The sequence below is a fragment of the Vibrio lamellibrachiae genome, assembly GCF_050337265.1.
GTDB lineage: Bacteria > Pseudomonadota > Gammaproteobacteria > Enterobacterales > Vibrionaceae > Vibrio > Vibrio kyushuensis.
This window is the reverse complement of the sequence record NZ_JAKJSU010000010.1, coordinates 30,745-49,661: the sequence shown is the minus strand read 5'-3', so window position 1 is coordinate 49,661 and position 18,917 is coordinate 30,745. Positions and strand designations below refer to the sequence as shown.

The window sequence follows — 18,917 nt, the reverse complement described above, 5'->3', positions numbered from 1 at the left end:
CATCAATAAAAAAGCCTCAGCATTGAGCTGAGGCGATGATAGTAACATTAAATAATGTTTAGAAGATAAGGTAGGAGACCTTATATGTGGTGTTTCTTTTTGATGGTTTCATGATAGCCATGCCATGTGGCGTAACCTAAAATTGGCATAGTAAAGAACATCCCAATACCGTAAGTAGCAAAGCCGATGAGGATCCCGCCTGTAATGACCAATGCCCAAACGATCATCGCTGGAATGTTACTTTTTACTGCATTGAAGCTCGAGAAGACTGCCGTCATCATATCTACGCGCTTTTCCATCATTAGAGGAATAGAGAACGCAGACATACTGAATATAACGGCTGAAAAAATAAACCCTACTATTGAGCCAATAATCAAAAATGGTGCAAACTCTTGAATAGGAGCGCCTTGAACTGATGGGTATAAAGCATGGATTAACGCTGCAACGCGCATCCAAAATATCATCGCAACGGTTAGCAGAACGGCGAAGGCCCACTGTGAGGTTGAGTTACGGGAGATTGCCCGCATCGAGTGCATTAAACTTGGGCTGTGACCTTTTTCTCTCTCCCAGCTTGCATCATACATACCGAGTGCAAGGAAAGGGCCAATGAGCATATAAACAATCAGGCTTGGCATGACGACAAGGTGTGTTCCTTGCCACTGGACCAATAACACAATCCCAATTGCGGCAGCCATAAAGCAGGCTCCATAAAACATGCTTATTATAGGCATTCGTATAAAGTCATTTAAACCTAATGATAGCCAGTGAAAGGGAGCAGATACGCTCAACTGATTGCAGGGTAGGGTTCGAGCATATTCACTATCAGGTATTTTCTTATCTTTTGTTTCAAACTCTGATGGGTTTACCGTACGAGGCATACACCCTCCTTGATCTATTCTCGTTAATTGTTGCCGACTTTTCACTTGCCGACTGACGAATTTGAGGTGGTTTATCAAAGTAGTAGAACGTTTGAACTCTTGCTCTGCAATACAATCCACATCAATTATTGTGTTTTAAGTAACCATTATATTTAAAGTAATAGCTTGATATTGAAGTCATAGGCTGAGGTTAAAGTGTGACTCATCAATGGCAGTATTTCTGCTTAAGAAGAAAGTACATTTAACACTTTATTAACTATTGGTGGGAATAGAAAAAAACACAAATTATTTGATGAAAAATTAAGCTAAAACAAGAAAGCCCCTGCAAATATGCAAGGGCTCTATGTTTTGATTCGGTAGTTGCTAGTTACTTAAGACCAGCGAACTCACGTAGCATCGCTGCTTTATCTGTCGCTTCCCAAGGGAACTCTTCACGGCCAAAGTGACCGTATGCTGCCGTCTGCTTGTAGATAGGTTGAAGAAGGTTAAGCATTTCTTGAAGACCGTATGGGCGAAGGTCGAAGTTTTGACGAACCGCCTCAACGATGATTTCTTGTGATACTTTTTCAGTACCAAACGTTTCAACCATGATAGAGGTTGGATCAGCAACGCCAATTGCGTAAGAAAGTTGGATTTCACAACGATCAGCCATACCAGCAGCAACGATGTTTTTCGCAACGTAACGCGCCGCGTATGCTGCAGAACGGTCTACTTTTGATGGATCTTTACCAGAGAATGCACCGCCACCGTGACGAGCTGCGCCGCCGTAGGTATCAACGATGATCTTACGACCTGTTAGACCACAGTCACCCATTGGGCCACCGATAACAAAACGACCAGTTGGGTTAATAAAGAAGTTAGTCTCTTTATTGATCCACTCTGAAGGAAGTACTGGCTTGATGATCTCTTCCATTACCGCTTCACGTAGATCGGGTGTTGAAATGTCATCACTGTGCTGAGTTGAAAGAACAACAGCATCGATACCAACAATTTGACCTTGGTCGTATTGGAACGTTACTTGAGATTTTGCATCTGGACGAAGGAAATCAAGTTTGCCGCTCTTACGTACTTCAGCTTGCTTTTTAACAAGAAGGTGAGAGTAAGTAATTGGTGCAGGCATTAGAATTGGTGTTTCATTCGTTGCGTAGCCAAACATAATGCCTTGGTCGCCAGCGCCTTGATCTTTAGGATCCGCTTTATCAACGCCTTGGTTGATGTCAGGAGACTGCTTACCAATCGTGTTAAGCACAGCACATGAATCGGCATCAAAGCCCATGTCTGAACCAGTGTAGCCAATTTCACGAACGGTTTGACGAGTGATCTCTTCGATATCAACCCAAGCTGATGTGGTAATTTCACCACCAACCATAACCATACCGGTTTTAACGTAAGTCTCACACGCTACGCGAGCTTTTGGATCTTGTTCGATGATGGCATCAAGAACAGCATCAGAAATTTGGTCTGCAATTTTGTCTGGATGACCTTCTGAAACAGACTCAGAAGTGAATAGGTGCTTAGCCATGAGAGCTCCACTAGTTTGGTTGTTTATGATGAATTTTAGCATTCACCACAATAAAAATTGAAAAATGATAGTAGGTGTTTCTACATCTAGACGTCTATTCTAATTTTGAATGTTGGAATTACAAGTTCTTTTTTGGATATATCATAACTAAACGTTTGCGTATGAAAATTGGGATTTGATTGGGTGAATGTATAGAGTTGTGAAAATAGTTGGAAATTTGAGCTAAATCTCCAGTAAAACGTTTGCAGTCAATAGGGGGCTTTGAGAGAATATGACGCCTGAATTCGACGAATAATTCAGATTCCACTATTTTTTAAATCGCATACGCACTCAGGAGCAGACATGCCTTCTCGTAAAGATCTAGCCAATGCAATCCGCGCACTTAGCATGGACGGCGTTCAACAAGCAAACTCAGGTCACCCTGGCGCACCTATGGGTATGGCTGACATCGCTGAAGTTCTTTGGCGTGGTCACTTGAACCACAACCCACAAAATCCAGAGTGGGCAGATCGCGACCGTTTTATTCTTTCTAACGGCCACGGCTCAATGCTGATTTACTCTCTGCTTCACCTAGCAGGTTACGAGCTTTCGATTGAAGATTTGAAAAACTTCCGTCAACTGCACTCTAAGACTCCTGGTCACCCAGAGTATGGTTACGCACCTGGTATCGAAACGACAACTGGCCCACTAGGCCAAGGCATCACGAATGCTGTTGGTATGGCGTTGGCTGAAAAATCGCTAGCAGCGCAATTTAATAAAGAAGGTCACGACATCGTTGATCACTTCACCTATGCATTCATGGGTGATGGCTGTCTGATGGAAGGTATCTCTCACGAAGCTTGTTCTCTAGCGGGTACGCTTGGTCTTGGTAAGTTGGTTGCTTTCTGGGATGACAACGGCATTTCTATTGATGGTGAAGTTGAAGGTTGGTTCTCTGATGACACACCTAAACGTTTTGAAGCGTACGGCTGGCACGTAATTCCAGCGGTTGATGGTCATGATTCTGAAGCGATTAATGCAGCAATCATCGCTGCTAAAGCAGATCCTCGTCCTACGCTTATTTGTACTAAAACAGTGATCGGTTTTGGTTCTCCTAATAAAGCGGGTACGCACGACTGTCACGGTGCTCCACTAGGTGCTGATGAAATCACAGCGACTAAGAAAGCACTAGGTTGGGAACATGGTCCTTTCGAAATCCCAGCAGACATTTCTGCTGAGTGGGATGCAAAAGAAGCTGGCGCTGCGAAAGAAGCAGCTTGGAATGCTAAGTTTGACGCATACGCTACTGCTTACCCTGAGCTTGCTGCAGAATTCAAACGTCGTGTAAATGGCGAGCTTCCAGCACAGTGGGAAGAGAAGACAAGCAAAATCATTGCGGACCTTCAAGCGAACCCTGCAAACATTGCATCACGTAAAGCATCACAAAATGCATTAGAAGCATTTGGTCAAATGCTTCCTGAGTTCATGGGCGGCTCTGCTGACCTTGCACCATCTAACCTAACTATGTGGTCTGGTTCTAAGTCACTGACTGCTGATGATGCTTCAGGTAACTACATTCATTACGGTGTGCGTGAGTTCGGTATGACGGCTATCATGAACGGTATGGCTCTGCACGGTGGTTTCGTACCATACGGCGCAACGTTCCTAATGTTTATGGAATACGCACGTAATGCAATGCGCATGGCTGCTCTGATGAAAGTTCAGAACATTCAAGTTTACACGCATGACTCAATTGGTCTTGGCGAAGATGGTCCAACACACCAACCTGTTGAGCAAATTGCATCACTGCGTCTAACGCCAAACATGAGCACATGGCGTCCATGTGACCAAGTTGAATCTGCAGTAGCATGGAAACTGGCTGTTGAGCGTAAAGATGGTCCTACATCTCTAATCTTCTCTCGTCAAAACCTTGCACAGCAAGAGCGTACAGACGCACAAGTTGCTGACATCGCTAAGGGTGCTTACATCCTTAAAGATTGTGAAGCTAAGCCTGAGTTAATCTTAATCGCAACAGGTTCTGAAATTGAACTTGCTGTAGCTGCGGCGGCTGAACTGACTGCGGAAGGTAAGCAAGTACGTGTTGTTTCAATGCCATCAACAGATGCATTCGATAAGCAAGACGCAGCATACCGTGAAGCGGTACTTCCATCAGATGTAACAGCTCGTATTGCTATCGAAGCGGGTATTGCTGACTTCTGGTATAAGTACGTTGGTTTTGGTGGCAAGATCATCGGTATGACAACATTTGGCGAATCTGCACCTGCAGGTGAGCTATTCAAGATGTTCGGTTTCACAACTGAGAATGTAGTGAATACAGCAAAAGAGTTACTGGCTTAACTTAAGCGAGACTTCTGATATCGAAGGCCTAGCAGTTTGCTAGGCCTTTTTTGTTCTATTCATTTTTGCTATATCTTTAACCTTAGGTATTCCTTATACTCTACGAACTTTGATCTAGCGCAATTTTATTATGCAAATCTCTCTAGCTGGCCTCTGGCAACTATCCCCATTGACTGATCTGTCAATTCCTCAAGAAGACATTCTTTTTCCTGCACCATTGAGTACAGTTTTACCTAATGATCTGTCTGAAGAAGTAATTGCAGAGCAAGAGTGGCATTTGATGCACGATATTGAGGTAGATGAAGCGATGCTGGCTAACTCTGCTATTGATCTCGTCATCTCAGGCATTGGTTATCATGCCGAAATTAGAGTGAATGGGGAGGCGGTGTTTGATTGTGAAGAGTTTCATGAGAGCTATCGAAAAGATATTCTGCCGTATCTTCAATTAGGTCGAAATCGATTTGAAATACTGTTTCTTGAACAAGAAGAAGATTGGCTACTAGAGGATGACAAGGAAATCGACACACCATTTTCTCTTAATGAGTCGATAGAGCCTGAAAGTCGTATCGGTATTTGGTATACGCCCTATTTAGAGGTGTTACCGTCCGTTCGTATCGATGACGTCAAAACGGAACTGGTCAATCACCAAGTAGGTGGTTGTGAGGTGTTAGTACATCTTAATTTTACTGCGTTTAAACCGGGCCTAATTTCGGCTCTGATTAAATTCAATGGCATGACGTATCGTCTTCCTATTGATGTGCGAGCATCCAAAACAAATGCGGTCTTCCAACTAGACGCTCCTATTTTTCTTAACATCGACAATTATAATGAATCACAGTGTTATTTGTTGGATGTTAAGTTAGAGAACAGCCATCGAACGTACCATGTCGGTTTAATTGATGAGACCGAATATCCAACTTATGCTCAGCAAGTCATGCAAGAGATCCATAATTACATCCCGTTAAACTGATTCAGCACCAACATCAGTGTGCGCATTGCCAAGTTGAATTGTACTTCGTAGCGTGTTTACGCTGCCATGACTTCTCGTGGAAGTAGTAAGCACAAGTGTTAAACGCAGGCTCTATGGTTGCCATGATTCCGCCAACCAATGCATCTCCAGTCAATAAATAGACAACACTAAAAGCAACACTAAAGTGCACGATAGCAAAGCTGGTGGTTTTTATTTTAGTCGAATGAGCAAACTGCTGTAACGACTTCCATTGGTTCCATATCTTTTCGTGGAAGTAGAATGCAAATGTATTGACAGTAGGCTCGATCATCGCAATCAAGCTGCCAATGAGAATATCTCCAGTCAGTATATAAGCAACACTAAAGGCAATCATAAAATGTATTGTGGCAAAGCTCAGTGTTTTTCTCATGGTCATTCTCAATTTGGTCATTGTCTCGATAGGGCTATTATTGAGAATTAGTCGCATTAAGTGAAATTGAGTTTGTCTATTAGTCTAATCAGAATTTTCGATGTCGAGCGTTCACTCGCGAGTTATGACACCGAAAAAGAAAAACGCAGTATTCTGAGAGAATACTGCGTTTTAGTATCGATATCGTTGAACGAGCAAATTAATATTAGCCTTGAGGCTTAACCACTAATACGTTGATTGGTGAGTTCTGTACTACTTTGCTCGCGACTGAGCCTAGTACTGCATTATCAAGCTTTGAACGTTTATGGCTTGGCATAACTATCAAATCAGCTCCAAGCTTTGCAGCATGCTCCAAGATCGTTGAGTATGGCTTACCTTCAGCAACATGAACCTTGTAAACAATTTTCTCGTTGATGTGCTGGTCAGCAAATTTTCTTAGTTGCTCTTTCACATCTTCTTTCATCTTCTGTGCTGCATCTTTCGGGAAGTAAGTCGCCACCATAGACATGTGGATTCCCGGCAGTACATTAAGAAGATGTATCTGTGCTTTTGAGTGCTTAGCATGCCAAACGGCAAGTTGAACGGCTTTGTCAGAAAAGCCTTTGTCATTTAAATCTACAGGAACAAGGATTTGTTTATACATTATTTGTCTCTTTATATTTTAACCAAGTGGCTAAGCGAATCCTTTTTAAAAATTGGCCTTATCTAACTAAACTCACGAGAAAAACTAAAGCTTAGGTATTAAGATAAGGCCATCTCTTTACGCGCTCAACTGTTCCTTTCGAGCTCGTCTTCTTTGATTTAATCCTAGAGCAATTAAGATCAGTAAGGAAGGAATAAACACCCATTCTTTCATTGGTCTATCTGCATTTTGGATGACTGATTTTATTTCCCAATCAAAATCGATACCAGCCGCTTCCGCAGGGCTGCCAAATTCAACCATATCAACAATCATTTTGCCTTCGGTTTTAGTTAGCATTAAGCCCATAGATGCAATCCGCTCTTCACTTGTGGATGCTGAATCTTCAAATGGAAGGCGAACCGTTTTTTCAGAATAGTTACCTTCTAAATTTTCTCCTCCTACTCTTAATTCAAGCGATTGTCCCACTGATAGGTTTTCAGTTATTTGAGCAACCTCAATACCTGGTGAAAGAACCTTCTCTGGATAGACCATGTCCCACCAGAAACCAGGACGGAAGAAAGAAAAAGTCAGTACGATAAGCAGGATTGTTTCCCACCATTTATTCTTAGTGAACCACCAGCCTTGTGTTGCCGCAGCAAAAATCAAGACAGCTGTTACTGAAGAGAAAATAGTCAGTACCAAATGCCACCAAGAATCAATGCCCATCAATAGTAACTGCGTATTGAATATAAACATAAATGGCAATATTGCGGTTCGAATATCGTAGGTAAAGCCTTGAATACCGGTGCGTATAGGATCGGATTTCGCGATGGCTGCAGCAGCAAAGGCGGCGAGACCTACAGGGGGAGTATCATCAGCCAGAATACCGAAGTAGAACACAAACAAGTGAACTGCGATAAGAGGAATGATAAGCCCGTGTGCAGCACCAAGCGTCACGATAACTGGAGCCATTAAAGTTGATACAACGATGTAGTTTGCTGTTGTTGGTAAGCCCATCCCCAAAATCAAGCTGATCACGGCGGTGAATAGCAACATAAGAATAATGCTACCGCCAGAAATAAACTCAACAAAGTCAGTCATGACAAGACCGATGCCCGTTAAGGTAACAACCCCTACAACCGTACCAGCAGCAGCTGTTGCTACACCGATACCAATCATATTACGAGCGCCAGAAACCAAGCTCTCTGCAAGGTCGACAAAGCCTGCTTTTACTTGCTCAGAGACATTGTCTGACTTAGACATAACTGCCATAAGTGGACGTTGGGTTAGCAAGATGAAGATCATGAAGACAGTCGCCCAGAATGCGGATAAACCCGGAGAGAAACGCTCTACAGTTAAACACCAAACTAAAACAACAATTGGAAGTAGGAAGTGCAAACCAGACTTAATAGTAGGGCCTGGGTCAGGCACTTCTGTAAGTTCGGCATCGAGATCCAGTCCACCTTCTTCTGCATATCGCGAAGAGACACGGACTAAACCAACATAAGCTAATAAAAGGGCAATGGTTACTATCGGTGTTGCGGCATCACCGAAGACATCTTTTGTCCAACCAACGCCATAGTAAACAATCGCACTCATAATACCTAAGCCAATAATGGTGCCACTGAATGAAAGAATACTCTGAATCCATGTTGGTGTATGACGACGTGGAAGGCCCGTCATTCCGGCCTTACAGGCTTCTAGGTGAACAATATAGATAAGAGCGATATATGAAATCAGTGCAGGCAGAAGCGCGGCTTTAATGACCTCAACGTATGAGATACCGACATATTCAACCATTAAAAATGCCGCAGCACCCATTATTGGTGGTGTTAACTGACCGTTTGTTGAAGCGGCAACTTCTACTGCGCCAGCCTTTTCACCTGAAAAGCCGACACGCTTCATCAGAGGAATGGTAAAGGTACCTGTTGTTACTACGTTAGCGATCGAAGAACCGGAAACCAATCCTGATAGGCCAGATGCAACAACTGCTGCTTTTGCTGGTCCACCTTTCATGTGACCCAATAAGGAGAACGCGACTTTAATAAAGTAAGCACCCGCTCCAGCTCGTTCTAGCATTGCGCCAAAGAGAACGAATAGGAAAACAAACGAGGTTGAAACACCAAGTGCAACGCCGAATACCCCTTCAGTAGTTAACCAGAGGTGCGACATCGCTTTGTTCAAACTTGCCCCTTTGTGGGCAATAACATCTGGCATGTGGGGCCCGCCAAATGTGTAAAGCAAAAATACCGCTGCAACCACCATCAATGGTGGACCTAGTGCGCGTCTTGTTGCCTCTAAAAGAAGCACCATACCTGTTACTGCCGCTACAATATCCGCGGTAGTCGGTGCACCAGAACGTTCAGCCAGTTCGGTATAAAAAAGGAAAATATAGGCAGCAGAAAAACTTCCGGCTAGCGCCAATAACCAGTCGACAACTGGAATATGATCGCGTGAGGATTTTTTCGATGCTGGATAAGCCGTAAAGGCTAAAAAGATAGCAAACGTGAGGTGAATAGCACGAGCTTGAGTGTCATTAAGTACAGCAAAATTAAAAATGAACGGTAGCGGAGATGCATACCAAAGTTGGAACAGTGACCAACACAGTGGAACAAACCAAAGAACACGCCCGGGAATACCCTTTGGATTACGTGCACCTGTATCGGATTGTGCCACCATTTCTTGCACATCTTGAGACGGTGTTGTTGTCTGCGTCATGTACTTTGTCCTTATTATCGATGGTCTGGTTTATCTTTAGTGCGCTTCTGCGAATAGATCGTTCAGAATAAATATAGACTGAAATCGATTTAAACGGCACTAAATGGTAGTCATTATAGATGTTAAATGGGGTTGATTTTCTAGCAGTGAAAATCAAAATAGGGGTGTAACAATCAAGGAGGCATGACGCCCCCTTGATATATACTCAGTCATTTACTTACTTAAGTAAGCCAATTTCTTTGTAGTATTGCTCAGCACCTGGGTGAAGAGGGATAGAAAGACCTGCTTTCACCATGTCTTCTTTCTTCAGGTTAGCAAATGCAGGGTGAAGACGTTTGAACGTATCAAAGTTTTCAAATACTGCTTTAGCAACGTTATAAGCAATTTCATCAGAAACATCTGTTGTTGTAACCATTGTAGCTGCTACACCAAAGCTGTTTATATCGCCATCAGTACCGCGGTACATACCAGCAGGAACTGTGCTGTATGCATAGTATGGGTTATCAGCTACGATCTTATCGATTTGCGGACCAGTTGCAGAAACTAGTTTAGCGTCACATGATGTTGTTGCTTCTTTGATTGATCCATTTGGGTGACCAACCATGTAGATAAACGCATCAATTTTGTTATCACAAAGTGCTTGTGAACGTTCAGAACCTTTTAGCTCAGACGCTAGTTTGAAGCTATCGTTAGTCCAACCAAGAGCGTCCATTACAACGCCCATTGTTGCACGGTCACCAGAACCTGGGTTACCGATGTTAACGCGCTTACCTTTTAAATCTTCAACGCCATTAATACCAGCATCAGAACGGGCGATAATGTTGAATGGTTCTGTATGTAAAGAGAACATTGCGCGTAGTTTTTTGTACGGACCTTGTTCAGTAAACTTACTTGTACCGTTGTAACCGTGATACTGCCAGTCAGACTGAACAACACCAAAGTCCAATTCACCAGCGCGAATAGTGTTGACGTTATAGATTGAGCCACCCGTTGATTCTACTGAACAACGAATGTTGTGGTCTTTACGGCCTTTATTCACAAGTTTACAAATTGCACCACCCGTTGGGTAATAAACACCAGTTACAGAACCAGTACCAATAGTGATGAATTCTTGAGCGTTAACAGCGCCTGCGCCCATTACTGCAGCGGCAATTACACCGATCTTAATAAGTTTATTAAATGCCATGAATATTCCTTCCTTAATTCATTATTAACCCCAAAACAAGTGTAGTCGTTTTGAGAGTTTCCTCGTTTGGAAACGGCATCTTTTCCAATCCATACACTGGAAAAGTGGCTGAATAATAGCAAAAAAAAGGAGGATAATTATATCAATGTTAAGAAATATAGATGATTAGGCTGAGTTGTAATGATGAGGTTAATGACTGTAAGTAAATATAAACTCATTAATTTCAGTGGTTTAAGTTTGTTTCTTGGGGCGGGGATAAGATTTCTTAGATGTGAACTTGGTCACGATTACTAGAATAAAATCGCGACCAATATAACAGCTAAATCTATTTACCCGGTGTATTCAAATAGGTCGCACACGGATTCAAACAGTTGTTCGGTGGTCACAGATAGCGTTGGAGTGATGAAAATTGTATCGTCTCCAGCAACCACGCCTAGGATGCCTTCAGATTTTCCTAATGAGTCCAACAATCGAGCAATTAATTGAGCAGCACCTGGACCAGTATGAATGACGACGATGGCAGCGTTGCGGTCTATATCGAGTACTAGCTCTCTTAGTGAGCTAGAGACTGTCGGAACGCCAAGTTCTGCTGGTAAGCAGTAAACCATTTCCATTTTGGCGTTTCGCGTGCGGACAGCGCCAAACTTGGTGAGCATTCGAGATACTTTTGATTGATTGATGTTCTCGAAGCCTTCATTTTTCAAAGCATCAACAATATCGCCTTGAGAACCGAATCTTTCTTCTTTTAGAAGGGATTTAAAAGCCCGAACTAGATTGTCTTGTTTCTCTGTATTGCGCATGATTTAGATTCTTTGGTTGATTTGAACGTGCATATCTTCGCATAGCTATGCATATTACGCCAAACCCTAGGGATAAATTCTGTCTATACGGTCACTGTAAACTATTTTGTTATCCATACAGATTGGCAGGTTAAGTTGTTGTCATTTAACGTTATTGAGTGAATAATCAAGTGCTACATGTAGCACGTATTTATTGAGTTGCGCTAGGTCGCAAAGCTAACGTTAATTGATTGTAATCAAGTTATGAATATTATATTTTTTACCTTAAATGATTACAAAATACCCTACATAACTTTTATAAGAGATCCAATCTCAAGGAGACAACAATGAAAGTAGCCGTAATTGGTGCCGCTGGTGGCATCGGCCAAGCTTTAGCCCTTCTTCTTAAAAACCGCCTTCCAGCGGGTTCTGACTTAGCCCTATATGATATTGCTCCAGTAACACCGGGTGTTGCTGCAGATTTAAGCCATATCCCAACACCTGTTTCTATTAAAGGTTATTCAGGTGAAGATCCAACGCCAGCACTTGAAGGTGCCGATGTTGTTCTAATTTCTGCAGGTGTTGCACGTAAGCCAGGAATGGATCGTGCGGATCTATTTAATGTGAATGCAGGGATCGTTAAATCTCTTGCTGAAAAAATTGCTGTTACATGTCCTACTGCTTGTGTTGGTATCATTACTAACCCAGTAAACACAACAGTGCCTATTGCTGCTGAAGTGCTTAAGAAAGCAGGCGTTTACGACAAGCGTAAACTATTCGGCGTGACAACTCTGGATGTGATCCGTAGTGAAACTTTCGTTGCGGCACTAAAAGATAAAGATCCTGGTGACATTCGTGTTCCTGTTATTGGTGGTCACTCTGGCGTGACGATTCTACCTCTACTATCTCAAGTAGAAGGTGTAGAATTTACTGCTGAAGAAGTAGAAGCACTAACGAAGCGTATTCAAAATGCGGGTACTGAAGTTGTTGAAGCTAAAGCCGGTGGCGGCAGTGCAACACTTTCAATGGGTCAAGCTGCATGTCGCTTTGGTTTGGCACTTGTTAAAGCGCTACAAGGTGATGACTCTGTGATTGAGTGTGCTTATGTAGAGGGTGCAGGTGAGCACGCTCCATTCTTTGCTCAACCAGTTAAACTGGGTAAAGATGGTGCAGAAGCTATTTTAAGCTATGGTGAGCTTAGCGATTACGAGAAAGCGGCACTTGATGGCATGCTACCAACACTGAATGGCGACATTGAAATTGGCGTTGAATTTGCCAAGTAGTGTTCATATTTAGGATGATGTTCAGCCTTATTGTAAGGTAAGTCATCTAGAAAAGAGAAAAGCTGATCTTTGGATCAGCTTTTTTATTGTTTGAATGTTTTGCCTGATCTTCTTTTTATATAGGGCATGTTAATCGTTGCTCTATATAAAGAGGAAAGTCGACTTGTTAGATTTCGGCTACTTTGTTCGCTTAACGGTTATTTTGTTCGCTTAACAGATAAGTGAGCAAGGGCTATTAGCGCTTGCTTGTATTCTGACTCTGGCAAGATTGATAATTCAGCAATGGCTTTATCTGCCTCTGCAAGGGCTTTATCTGTTGTGTACTCAAGAGATCCACTCTCTTTCATTGCTGCGAGGATATCGTCAAGACGCTCCATACCATTCGAGTGTTCAATGGCATCTCGAATCATAAGGGCTTGCTCCTCACTGCCATGACGCATTGCATGAAGTAGCGGTAGGGTAGGCTTACCTTCTGCAAGGTCGTCACCTACATTTTTACCCATCTCCTTACCGTCTGAAGTGTAATCCATCACGTCATCGATAAGCTGGAATGCTGTTCCTAGGTATTTTCCGTAGTTCTGTAGTGCAACTTCAATTTCTTTTGGTGATTCATTTAAGATGGCACCAATTTGAGTCGCGGCTTCAAACAGGCGTGCAGTCTTCGAGTAGATGACCTGCATGTAGCTCTCTTCAGTAGTGTCAGGATCATTACAGTTCATTAACTGTTGAACCTCACCCTCTGCGATGACATTCACTGAGTCGCTCATCAGTTCAAGGATCCTTAAAGATCCTAGCGTTGTCATCATCTGGAAAGAGCGGGTATAGATAAAGTCACCAACTAAAACACTCGCTGCATTTCCAAAGGCGGCGTTGGCTGTTTCTTTGCCGCGGCGCATATCAGATTCATCGACGACATCGTCGTGCAACAAGGTAGCAGTGTGGATAAACTCAATAAATGCAGCAGCGGTTGTATGAGCTTCGCCTTTATACCCGAGTGCACGTGCCGATAAAATAGCGAGCAGCGGGCGTAGGCGTTTGCCACCACCACTGACAATGTAGTATCCCAATTGGTTGATTAAAGATACATCAGAGTTGAGTTGAGCTTGAATCGTTTCATTAACTTTTGCCATGTCTTTGGCAGTAAGCGCTTGGATAGCAGTAAAATCCATTATAAATCCGGCTGAGGTTAGACCCTGTAAGGTATTCTTATCTTCTTTAGTAGCTGAATAATACACTAAAAAACGTTGATTAATACATCACTAAAGGGCATGATTGCCGCACTTTTCTTTGGCGAACACCTTTTCGCCAATTATTTAAAAATATGGCTTGTCATAGCCGCATGATTCCCGTAGAATCTGCGCCCTATTGATTAGTTTAGCGCACACCCGAGTTGTTCAAATAACAACCAAAGGCTGTGCGGAAAAAGCGGAGTAAAATATGTACGCTGTTTTCCAATCTGGTGGCAAACAACACCGAGTTAGCGAAGGTCAAACCCTTCGTTTAGAGAAATTAGACGTTGAAACTGGTGCAACTGTAGAATTTGATAAAGTTCTTCTTGTTGCTAACGGCGAAGAAATCGCTGTTGGTGCACCTCTTGTTGAAGGTGGCAAAGTGACTGCGGAAGTAGTACAACACGGTCGTGGCGATAAAATTAAAATCGTTAAGTTCCGTCGTCGTAAGCACTCTCGTAAAGAGCAAGGTCACCGTCAGTGGTTCACAGAAGTGAAAATCACTGGCATTAACGCTTAAGTATTAGGAGAGTTTAACAATGGCACATAAAAAAGCTGGTGGTTCTACTAATAACGGCCGCGATTCAGAAAGCAAACGTCTTGGTGTTAAGCGTTTCGGTGGTGAATCTGTTCTAGCAGGTAACATCATCGTTCGTCAACGTGGTACTAAGTTCCACGCTGGCACTAACGTTGGTATCGGTAAAGACCATACTCTTTTCGCTCTTACTGAAGGTAAAGTGAAATTTGCAGTAAAAGGTCCTAAAAACCGTAAATTCGTTAGCATCGAAAGCGAGTAATTAAGCAGCTGCTTAGTTATATTAGCTTTTAAGCTGAATTCAAAAGCCCTGCCGATTCGGCGGGGTTTTTTATTTGTAGATACTATGGGTTTATAAACATTACCTGTTTATAGGCGCAATTAATTTATAAACGCTACTGCTTTACAGACGCTATACCCTAGGCCCTAGTTCACAGTGGGATTTATGGTCTAACGTCTACTAGAATAGTAGTGATTTCCCACGTGCATGAGTGGAGTGTAAAATGAAATTTGTTGATGAAGCAACGGTTAAAGTTGAAGCCGGTGATGGCGGTAATGGAACCGTAAGTTTTTGGCGAGAAAAATTCATCACCAAAGGTGGACCTGATGGTGGTGATGGCGGTGATGGCGGTGACGTTTATCTACAGGCTGATGAAAACCTAAACACCTTGATTGATTATCGCTTTCAACGTTTTTACGACGGTGAGCGCGGCGAGAATGGCCGTGGCGGAAACTGTACTGGTAAGCGCGGTAAAGACAAAGTTTTACGTGTGCCTGTTGGTACTCGTGCTGTTGATATCCATACCAATGAAATTGTTGGTGAAGTGGCTGAACACGGCAAAAAAATCATGGTCGCAAAAGGCGGTTGGCATGGTTTAGGTAATACTCGTTTCAAGTCTTCAGTTAACCGAGCGCCTCGTCAAAAGACGATGGGTACTAAGGGTGAAGTTCGTGAACTTCGTCTAGAGCTACTGTTACTGGCTGATGTTGGTATGCTTGGCTTACCAAATGCGGGTAAATCTACCTTCATTCGTTCTGTATCTGCTGCAAAGCCGAAAGTTGCAGACTATCCATTTACCACTCTAATTCCTAGCTTAGGGGTTGTGAGTGTTGTTCCTGGAAAGAGCTTCGTTGTTGCTGATATCCCTGGTCTAATTGAAGGTGCAGCAGATGGTGCAGGCTTAGGTATTCGTTTCCTTAAGCACTTAGAGCGTTGTCGTGTTCTACTGCACATGATTGATATCATGCCTGTGGATGAAAGTGATCCTGCGCAAAATGCGCTAACGATCATCGATGAGCTTGAGCAATACAGTGAAAAGCTTGCTGGTAAGCAAAGATGGCTAGTATTCAACAAAGTCGATCTTATGCCAGAAGAAGAAGCGGATGAAAAGATCCAAGAGATCTTGGAAGCGCTTGCTTGGGAAGATGATTACTACAAAGTTTCAGCGCTTAATAAGCAAGGCACGAAAGAGCTTTGTTATAAACTGGCTGACTTTATGGAGCAGCTACCCCGTGAACTTGAAGAAATTGATGAAGAAGATAAAGTCGACTTCATGTGGGATGATTACCATAAAGATGCAATGAGTGGCGATAACGTTATTACCGAAGACGGTGACGACGATGATGATGATTGGGACGATGAAGAAGATGACGGTCACGTTATCTACGTTCGTGACTAGTTTCGATTAAACTCTAAACGCATCAGTTAACTCTATCTAGAAACCGCAACCCTTAGGGCTTTGCGGTTTTTTTGTGTCTAAATCATATTGTTACCACAATTTATTTGGCACTATGAAGAGTCAAAAATCATACTGGAAAGGACTCATGGTATTAAATCAAAGAGCGGTCTCTCGGCTGATCGCTCAAGCAGGGCAGATGTTGCTTGCTCATGGTGCTGAAAGCACGTTAGTAGGGAGCATTACCCATAGAATTGGAATTGCAAGTGGCATGGATGAAGTAGAAGTTTCACTCTCTGCTAGTTCACTTGTCGTTACCACTGTCTATCAAGATCACTGCATTACCACTGCAAGACGAAGCCCGGATCGCGGCATTAATATGCGAGTCATAACCCAAGTACAGCGCATTTGCATTATGCTCGAAAAGGGAATTTTAGATTATGAACTTGCTCAGAAAAAGCTCAATGAGATAACACCGGAGCGCTATAATCGCTGGCTAGTGGTAGTGATGATTGGCTTGTCATGCGCAGCATTTAGTCGCTTGGCGGGTGGTGATCTTGGTGTCTTCATGATGACCTTCTTAGCATCATCGATTGGCATGGTGGTTCGCCAAGAGATTGGCCATCGCCATTTTAATCCGATGGTTAATTTTGCGGCTACCGCATTTGTTACCACCATTATTTCAGCTCAAGCCGTGACATTCTCTATTGGTAATCAACCGACACTTGTCATGGCATCATCGGTATTGATGCTTGTTCCCGGTTTTCCATTGATCAACTCCGTTGCCGATATGATCAAAGGCTATATCAATATGGGGATTGCTCGTTTTGTTATGGCAAGTCTTCTGACTTTAGCGACTTGTTTAGGTATTGTTGGCGCGATGAGCGTGTTAGATGTATGGAGCTGGGGGCTATGATGGATCTTCTATTGGGCCTTGCCCACGACATGCTGTTTGCTGCTATTCCGGCTGTTGGGTTTGCGTTAGTTTTTAACGTACCGCAGAAAGCGTTAATCTATTGCGCTTTAGGTGGTGCTATAGGTCACGGGTCTCGTTACCTCATGATGCACTTTGGAATTCCTATAGAGTGGGCTACTTTCTTTGCTGCCACTATCGTAGGAATGATAGGAGTTCATTGGTCGCATCGATTTTTGGCTCACCCTAAGGTATTTACTGTCGCCGCGATGATCCCAATGGTGCCTGGTGTCTTTGCTTTTAAAGCCATGATTGCCATGGTCGAAATAAACCAACTTGGCTATTCGCCAGAATTAGTGGCAACGTTGTTTGAGAATTTCTTGAAATCGATGTTTATCATCGCAGGTCTTGCTATTGGCTTAGCAGTGCCGGGGCTGTTATTCTATCGGCGTAAACCCATTGTATAGAATCGATTAGGAAAAAAGAGATGATCATCAGTATGATTGCCGCGATGGCAGACAATCGAATTATTGGTAAAGATAATCAAATGCCGTGGCACCTTCCAGCCGATTTCGCATGGTTCAAGCGTTGTACCATGGGTAAGCCGGTCATTATGGGAAGAAAGACCTATGACTCTATTGGGCGTCCATTACCGGGTCGCTTAAATATTGTGATCAGCCGTGACGCCAACTTGAAAATCGAAGGCGTGACAACTGTGACTTCAATTGATTCTGCATTGACAGTTGCTGGAGATATAGAAGAGGTGATGATCATTGGTGGCGGCGCGATTTATAGTGCTTGCTTAGAGAAAGCGAATAAACTCTATGTCACTTATATTGATGCTCAGATTGATGGCGATACTCAGTTTCCGCAATGGAGCAGTGAGTTTGTCGAGACTCATGCTGAGCAGTTTACCGCTGATGAAAAAAATGCTTACAACATGACGTTTACAATATTAGAGCGGTAGCCATTTATTGATCTGTTTCAGTTAATAAAGGCTAGATGATTCTAGCCTTTTTGATTGATATCGAGGTGGTTATTAACTTGAGAGTGCAGGTTGCTCAAAGTATTGTTTATCTTCCCAGCGCAACATCGTAAGACTTCCACCCCAGACACAGCCAGTATCCAAGCCAATCACTTGCTGATTCTCGTAGCCTTCTAATGCAGCCCAGTGACCAAAAATAACTGGTTTTTCTAGCTTTATACGAGATTCGAGTTTGAACCATGGGATAAGTTCACTGTTCTCTTGCTGCTCTAAATGGCTAGGTGGGAGTTTGCATGCCATATCTAGGCTTGAATCAGCAAAGCAGTATCTCATTCTTGTCAGCGCATTAATGCTATAACGATAGCGTTCAATCCCTTGTAAATCTATTTGCCATAACGATGGGCTGTTACTGTACATGTTTTCTATAAGCCAAGGCCAGCGATCACTTTTCAGAATCTGTTCCACTTCTTCGGCTGCACTTCTCGCTTGTGTTAAATCCCATTGAGGGGAGATCCCTGCATGGGTCATCACAAAGTCATTGTGTTCAGCCAGCAGCGGTTGATGCCTTAGCCAAGTCAGTAGCTCGTCTTTATCTTCTGCATCAAAAATCGGACCTGTTTGATCCCTATCTTTTATCTTATGAATTCCTATTGATACTGCCAGTAGGTGTAAGTCATGGTTACCCAATATTATTTGCGCAGAGTCACCAAGGCTTTTGATAAAGCGAAGGGTTTCTAGCGACTTAGGGCCACGAGCGACGAGATCTCCGGTAACCCAGAGTTCATCTTCGCTAGGGTTGAATTTAACCTGATCTAGCAAGCAAATAAGTTCATCAAGACAGCCTTGAAGATCACCAACAATATAGGTAGACAAGA

Annotated in this window: 18 protein-coding genes; 9 read left to right on the top strand and 9 right to left on the bottom strand. The window is 43.0% G+C overall.

Annotation, left to right across the window (positions count from 1 at the left end):
* Positions 1-80: 80 nt before the first annotated feature.
* Positions 81-878 carry a DUF2189 domain-containing protein gene (locus L4C54_RS16885; RefSeq protein WP_428809099.1) on the bottom strand — a complete coding sequence of 266 codons (798 nt, stop codon included), beginning with the start codon at positions 876-878 and terminating at the stop codon, positions 81-83.
* 367 nt (positions 879-1,245) lie between these two features.
* Positions 1,246-2,400: a methionine adenosyltransferase gene (gene metK / locus L4C54_RS16880; protein WP_428802583.1), complete on the bottom strand. Its 1,155-nt coding sequence runs from the start codon at positions 2,398-2,400 to the stop codon at positions 1,246-1,248.
* Between the two features lie 342 nt (positions 2,401-2,742).
* On the opposite strand from metK, the gene tkt reads away from it, so the two are divergent.
* Both tkt and L4C54_RS16870 read left to right on the top strand, forming a co-directional pair.
* Entirely contained in the window at positions 2,743-4,737 is a 1,995-nt protein-coding gene (tkt, locus tag L4C54_RS16875) for a transketolase (RefSeq protein WP_428809098.1), read from the top strand.
* Positions 4,738-4,867: 130 nt separating this feature from the next.
* The gene (locus tag L4C54_RS16870; RefSeq protein ID WP_428809097.1) at positions 4,868-5,707 is read left to right on the top strand and encodes a glycosyl hydrolase 2 galactose-binding domain-containing protein; all 840 of its coding nucleotides are present in this window, start codon (positions 4,868-4,870) and stop codon (positions 5,705-5,707) included.
* Between the two features lie 13 nt (positions 5,708-5,720).
* Here the strand turns inward: L4C54_RS16870 and L4C54_RS16865 are convergent, their stop codons facing one another.
* The 5 genes from L4C54_RS16865 to argR all read right to left on the bottom strand — a co-directional run bounded on the left by L4C54_RS16865 (position 5,721) and on the right by argR (position 11,442).
* Positions 5,721-6,116, bottom strand: a complete 396-nt coding sequence (locus L4C54_RS16865) for a DUF2061 domain-containing protein (RefSeq protein ID WP_428809096.1) — start codon at positions 6,114-6,116, stop codon at positions 5,721-5,723.
* 205 nt (positions 6,117-6,321) lie between these two features.
* Positions 6,322-6,759, bottom strand: coding sequence for a universal stress protein (locus tag L4C54_RS16860; RefSeq protein WP_428802579.1), 438 nt, complete (start codon positions 6,757-6,759; stop codon positions 6,322-6,324).
* Positions 6,760-6,876: 117 nt separating this feature from the next.
* Positions 6,877-9,456 (bottom strand): TRAP transporter permease, encoded by a 2,580-nt coding sequence (locus L4C54_RS16855; RefSeq protein WP_428809095.1) that lies wholly within the window; start codon positions 9,454-9,456, stop codon positions 6,877-6,879.
* A gap of 217 nt (positions 9,457-9,673) precedes the next feature.
* Positions 9,674-10,642 carry a TAXI family TRAP transporter solute-binding subunit gene (locus L4C54_RS16850; protein WP_428809094.1) on the bottom strand — a complete coding sequence of 323 codons (969 nt, stop codon included), beginning with the start codon at positions 10,640-10,642 and terminating at the stop codon, positions 9,674-9,676.
* 329 nt (positions 10,643-10,971) lie between these two features.
* Positions 10,972-11,442 carry a transcriptional regulator ArgR gene (gene argR, locus L4C54_RS16845; protein WP_428802576.1) on the bottom strand — a complete coding sequence of 157 codons (471 nt, stop codon included), beginning with the start codon at positions 11,440-11,442 and terminating at the stop codon, positions 10,972-10,974.
* A gap of 326 nt (positions 11,443-11,768) precedes the next feature.
* On the opposite strand from argR, the gene mdh reads away from it, so the two are divergent.
* Positions 11,769-12,704: a malate dehydrogenase gene (mdh, locus tag L4C54_RS16840; protein WP_428802575.1), complete on the top strand. Its 936-nt coding sequence runs from the start codon at positions 11,769-11,771 to the stop codon at positions 12,702-12,704.
* Positions 12,705-12,901: 197 nt separating this feature from the next.
* On the opposite strand, the gene ispB is transcribed toward mdh, so the two are convergent.
* On the bottom strand, positions 12,902-13,873 hold the full coding sequence (gene ispB, locus L4C54_RS16835) for an octaprenyl diphosphate synthase (RefSeq protein ID WP_428809093.1): 972 nt from the start codon (positions 13,871-13,873) through the stop codon (positions 12,902-12,904).
* Between the two features lie 268 nt (positions 13,874-14,141).
* Between ispB and rplU the strand changes: the two genes are divergently transcribed.
* From rplU to folA, 6 genes are all read left to right on the top strand, one after another.
* Entirely contained in the window at positions 14,142-14,453 is a 312-nt protein-coding gene (gene rplU / locus L4C54_RS16830) for a 50S ribosomal protein L21 (protein WP_428802573.1), read from the top strand.
* A gap of 19 nt (positions 14,454-14,472) precedes the next feature.
* Complete coding sequence (gene rpmA, locus L4C54_RS16825; protein ID WP_102404997.1) at positions 14,473-14,730, top strand: 50S ribosomal protein L27; 258 nt, start codon at positions 14,473-14,475, stop codon at positions 14,728-14,730.
* A gap of 241 nt (positions 14,731-14,971) precedes the next feature.
* A complete protein-coding gene (gene cgtA, locus L4C54_RS16820; protein ID WP_428809092.1) occupies positions 14,972-16,147 on the top strand; it encodes an Obg family GTPase CgtA in 1,176 nt (391 codons plus the stop codon).
* A 145-nt stretch (positions 16,148-16,292) separates the two neighbouring features.
* Entirely contained in the window at positions 16,293-17,060 is a 768-nt protein-coding gene (locus L4C54_RS16815) for a threonine/serine exporter family protein (protein ID WP_428809091.1), read from the top strand.
* Positions 17,057-17,524 carry a threonine/serine exporter family protein gene (locus L4C54_RS16810; protein ID WP_428809090.1) on the top strand — a complete coding sequence of 156 codons (468 nt, stop codon included), beginning with the start codon at positions 17,057-17,059 and terminating at the stop codon, positions 17,522-17,524. The genes L4C54_RS16815 and L4C54_RS16810 overlap by 4 nt, the downstream gene beginning before the upstream one ends.
* Positions 17,525-17,544: 20 nt before the next feature.
* Entirely contained in the window at positions 17,545-18,024 is a 480-nt protein-coding gene (gene folA, locus L4C54_RS16805) for a type 3 dihydrofolate reductase (protein ID WP_428809089.1), read from the top strand.
* Positions 18,025-18,096: 72 nt separating this feature from the next.
* On the opposite strand, the gene apaH is transcribed toward folA, so the two are convergent.
* Complete coding sequence (gene apaH, locus L4C54_RS16800) at positions 18,097-18,915, bottom strand: bis(5'-nucleosyl)-tetraphosphatase (symmetrical) ApaH (protein ID WP_428809088.1); 819 nt, start codon at positions 18,913-18,915, stop codon at positions 18,097-18,099.
* Positions 18,916-18,917 lie beyond the last annotated feature (2 nt).